This is a genomic window from Streptomyces sp. CBMA123, from assembly GCF_014596465.1.
Classification (GTDB): Bacteria; Actinomycetota; Actinomycetes; order Streptomycetales; family Streptomycetaceae; genus Kitasatospora.
In genome coordinates, this window is record NZ_MECK01000370.1 from 1 (window position 1) to 4,051 (window position 4,051).

4 protein-coding genes are annotated in these 4,051 nt (G+C 74.9%); 3 read left to right on the forward strand and 1 reads right to left on the reverse strand.

The window, feature by feature from the left end; translation table 11 throughout:
* The 3 genes from BG452_RS30895 to BG452_RS30905 all read left to right on the forward strand — a co-directional run.
* The coding region (locus BG452_RS30895) for an electron transfer flavoprotein subunit alpha/FixB family protein (RefSeq protein WP_188307658.1) at nt 1-740 on the forward strand (740 nt) is incomplete at its 5' end.
* Nucleotides 741-911: 171 nt separating this feature from the next.
* The gene (locus BG452_RS30900; protein WP_188307659.1) at nt 912-2,333 is read left to right on the forward strand and encodes an acyl-CoA synthetase; all 1,422 of its coding nucleotides are present in this window, start codon (nt 912-914) and stop codon (nt 2,331-2,333) included.
* 331 nt (nt 2,334-2,664) lie between these two features.
* The gene (locus BG452_RS30905) at nt 2,665-3,561 is read left to right on the forward strand and encodes a C40 family peptidase (protein WP_188307660.1); all 897 of its coding nucleotides are present in this window, start codon (nt 2,665-2,667) and stop codon (nt 3,559-3,561) included.
* A 65-nt stretch (nt 3,562-3,626) separates the two neighbouring features.
* Here BG452_RS30905 and BG452_RS30910 read toward each other — a convergent pair.
* On the reverse strand, nt 3,627-4,051 hold a 425-nt coding region (locus tag BG452_RS30910), incomplete at its 5' end, for a PfkB family carbohydrate kinase (RefSeq protein ID WP_188307661.1).

The window sequence follows — 4,051 nt, forward strand, 5'->3', positions numbered from 1 at the left end:
TGGACGCCCTGGCCCAGATCGCCAAGGCCAACGACGCGGCCGCCGTCCTGGTGACGTCCTCCGGCGAGGGCAAGGAGGTCGCCGCCCGCGTCGCGCTGCGCCTCGGCTCCGGCATCATCACCGACGCCGTCGACCTGGAGGCCGGCGACGGCGGTCCGGTCGCCACCCAGTCGGTGTTCGCCGCGTCCTTCCAGGTGAAGTCCAAGGTCACCAAGGGCGCGCCGGTCATCACCGTCAAGCCGAACGCCGTCGCCCCGGAGGCCGCCGCGGCCGCCGGCGCCGTGGAGAACGTGTCGGTGGAGTTCACCGGCAACGCCGCCAAGGTCACCTCGCGCACCCCGCGCGTCTCGACCGGCCGTCCCGAACTGACCGAGGCCGCCATCGTGGTCTCCGGCGGTCGCGGTGTCGGTGCGGCCGAGGGCTTCGGCGTGGTCGAGGAGCTCGCCGACGCGCTGGGCGCGGCGGTCGGTGCCTCGCGCGCCGCCGTCGACGCCGGCTGGTACCCGCACAGCTCGCAGGTCGGCCAGACCGGCAAGCAGGTCTCCCCGCAGCTCTACATCGCGGCGGGCATCTCCGGTGCCATCCAGCACCGGGCCGGCATGCAGACCTCGAAGACCATCGTGGCCGTCAACAAGGACCCCGAGGCCCCGATCTTCGAGCTGGTCGACTACGGCGTGGTCGGCGACCTCTTCCAGGTGCTGCCGCAGCTCACCACCGAGGTGAAGGCCCGCAAGGGCTGATCCCACGGGTAGGACTGGAGGGCGTGGTGCCGGGTGCTCGGTGCCACGCCCTCCGCCGTTGTGCCCCGGGCCGCGGGGAGCGGAGCGCCGGCCCGTAGAGTCGGCCCGACGGTGCCCGGGCGCGGGAGCCTGTGGTGCGATCGGGGCGAGGACGAGGGCGAGGACGGAAGCATGGCACTGCTGACGGCACTTCAGGGTGGCCACGGCGACGCGGCGGACGCGCTGCGGATCGACGGCCGGGCGCTCTCCCGGGAGGAGCTGCTGGGCGCGGCGACCGCGGTGGCCGACCGGGTCGCCGGGGCCCCCGCGCTCGCGGTGCTCGCCCGGCCCACCGTGGAGACGGTGGTGGCCGTGGTCGGCGGGCTGCTGGCGGGCGTCCCGGTGGTGCCGCTGCCGCCCGACTCGGGCCCCAAGGAGCGCGAGCACATCCTGCGCGACTCGGGTGCGGCGCTGCTGGCGCACGCCGCCGGGGAGGCCGCGCCCGCCGGCGCGTCGGTGGCGGCCCTGCCCGTCGACCCCGCCGAGCGCTCGGCGACCGGATACGCCGAACCGGCCGCCGAGGCGACCGGCTTCGTGCTCTACACCTCGGGCACCACCGGCGCGCCCAAGGGCGCGGTGATCCGGCGGGCGGCGATCGCCGCCGACCTGGACGCCCTCGCCGCCGCCTGGCGGTGGACCGCCGAGGACACCCTCGTCCACGGTCTGCCGCTGTTCCACGTGCACGGGCTGCTGCTCGGTGTGCTCGGCGCCCTGCGCACCGGCAGCCGGCTGGTGCACACCGGACGGCCCACCCCGGAGGGTTACGCGGCGGCGGGCGGCAGCCTCTACTTCGGCGTGCCCACCGTGTGGTCCCGGCTGGCGGCCGACCAGGAGGCCGCCGGGCGGCTGGCCTCCGCCCGACTGCTGGTCTCCGGCAGCGCGCCGCTGCCGGTGCCGGTGTTCGAGCGGCTGGCGGCGCTCACCGGGCACGCCCCGATCGAGCGCTACGGGATGACCGAGTCGCTGATCACCGTCAGCACCCGAGCCGACGGCGAGCGGCGGCCCGGCAGCGTCGGGCTGCCGGTGGAAGGGGTGCGCACCCGGCTGGTCGGCGAGGACGGCGAGTCGGTCCCGTACGACGGGGAGAGCGTCGGTGAGCTGCAGGTCTGCGGCCCGACCCTGTTCAGCGGCTACCTCAACCGGCCGGACGCCGATGCCGAGGCCTGGACGGCGGACGGCTGGTTCCGCACCGGGGACGTCGCGGTGATCGGGGCGGACGGCTTCCACCGGATCGTCGGCCGCGCCTCGGTGGACCTGATCAAGAGCGGCGGCTACCGGATCGGCGCCGGTGAGGTGGAGGCCGCGCTGCGCGACCACCCGGCGGTCGCCGACGCGGCGGTGGTCGGCGCGCCGGACGAGGACCTCGGACAGGCGATCGTCGCCTACGTCGTTCCGGACGGCGCCGTGACGGGGGAACAGCTGACGGCCTTCGTGGCGGAGCGGCTCTCGGTGCACAAGCGGCCGCGCCGGGTCGTCCTGGTGCCCGAACTGCCCAGGAACGCGCTGGGAAAGGTGCTGAAGAAGCAGCTGCTGACGGAGGCCGAAGGGCGCTGATGAGGGGGCGTCGGACACGCCGGGCGGTGACGGCCGTTCACCCTGATGCGCCGTCGGCGGCCGTCCTGCGGAAACCTTCCTTTGGCGCACTCCACTGCGCGCCGTGACGGGACGCGTGCCTAACGTGACACGCAGGCAGAACTGAATCCTGGGTGACGTGCCGCGGCTCCCGGTCGCAGGACCGGAGGCCGCGGCACGTCGGACCGGGGATCTGCCGAGCGTACGTACCGGCCCTGTCGGGGCGTACCGCGTGTCCGCAGCAGTTTCCGCAGTCGTCCGTTCGGCGGCCGTACGCCGCAGTGCGTTCGCAGCAGTGAAGGAAGTCAGCAGGATGACCACCGTCAACACCGGCGCGCCGGATGCCGCCGACGAACCGACCGGGCAGCACGCCCCCGCCACCGCCGCCCGTTCCGCCACCCCCGCCCGTCCCTCGCGGGCCGCGCGGATCCGCCGGGGGATAGGCATGGCGGCCGTGATCGCGGTCGGGGCGGGGACCATCGGCCTCGGCACCGGCGTGAGCCCCGCCGTGGCCGAGCGGGCGCCGGCGCACGCCGGGTGGGACGGCTCGCGGTACTGGTTCAAGAACAGCCAGGGGCAGTGGCGCTGGACCACGCACTACAGCGTGTACCTGGCGCGGACCGGCGGGGCGAAGTCCACGGCGAAGTCGTCGTCCTCGTCCTCGTCGAAGTCCTCGAACGGCGGGATCAAGCAGGGCTGGGACGGTTCGCGGTACTGGTTCAAGAACAGCAAGGGGGAGTGGCGCTGGACCTCCCACTACGACATCTACCTGCAGCGGACCGGCGGCTCCTCGTCCGGCTCGTCCGGGTCCTCCGGCTCCCCCGGCGGCTCCCAGGTGGCCGAGGACCGGGATGTCGAGACCGCGGTGGAGTACGCGCTCGCCCAGCTGGGCAAGCCGTTCCGGACCGCGGGCAACGGGCCGGACGGGTACGACTGCTCGGGTCTGGTGCAGCAGTCCTTCCGGCGCGGCGGCATCAGCCTGCCGAGGGTCGCCAACGACCAGTACGCGGCCACCACGCCGATCAAGGCGAGCCAGCTGCGCCGCGGTGACCTGCTGTTCTGGTCGCCCGACGGCACCGCGCGGGGCATCCAGCACGTGGCGATCTACCTGGGCAACAACCAGTACGTGGAGGCCGCGCGGCCGGGGACGCTGATCCGGATCTCGGGGATCAGCAGCGGGTACTACCCGGCGTACATGGGACGGCCGTAGCGCACTCGTGCGGGGCGCCCGGGCCTGTCGGTCCGGGCGCCCCCACGCGCGCCCCCGACGTCCGGTCAGGGGTGATGCGGTCGGAGGTCGGTCGGGCGGGGGAGTGCGCCGCGGGCGCCGAGCGCGGTGACGGCGAAGGCCCCGGCGGCTACGGCGGTGGCGGCTGCGGCGGGCAGGTCGGCGAGGCGGGCGAGGCCCTCGGCGAGCGCTCCGCAGAAGACGTCGCCGGCGCCGGTGGTGTCGACCACCCGGACGGCGGGCGCGGGCAGCCGGGTGAGCGCCCCGTCGCTGGCGACCAGTGCGCCCTCCCCGCCGAGGGTGACCACGGCCCCCTCGCCGTACCGGGCGAGCGCGTGGGCGGCCTCGACGGCGGTCGCGGCGCCGGTGAGCTGGCGGGCCTCGACGGCGTTGGCGACGGTGAGCATCTGCGACTGCTGGAAGACGTTGCGCGCGTCGGTGCCGGTGACGTTGAACAGCGTGCTGACGCAGT

Coding starts and splice junctions, on each gene's coding strand:
- BG452_RS30900 (WP_188307659.1), top strand. CDS start 912: ATGGCACTGCTGACGGCACTTCAGGGTGGCCACGGCGACGCGGCGGAC.
- BG452_RS30905 (WP_188307660.1), top strand. CDS start 2,665: ATGACCACCGTCAACACCGGCGCGCCGGATGCCGCCGACGAACCGACC.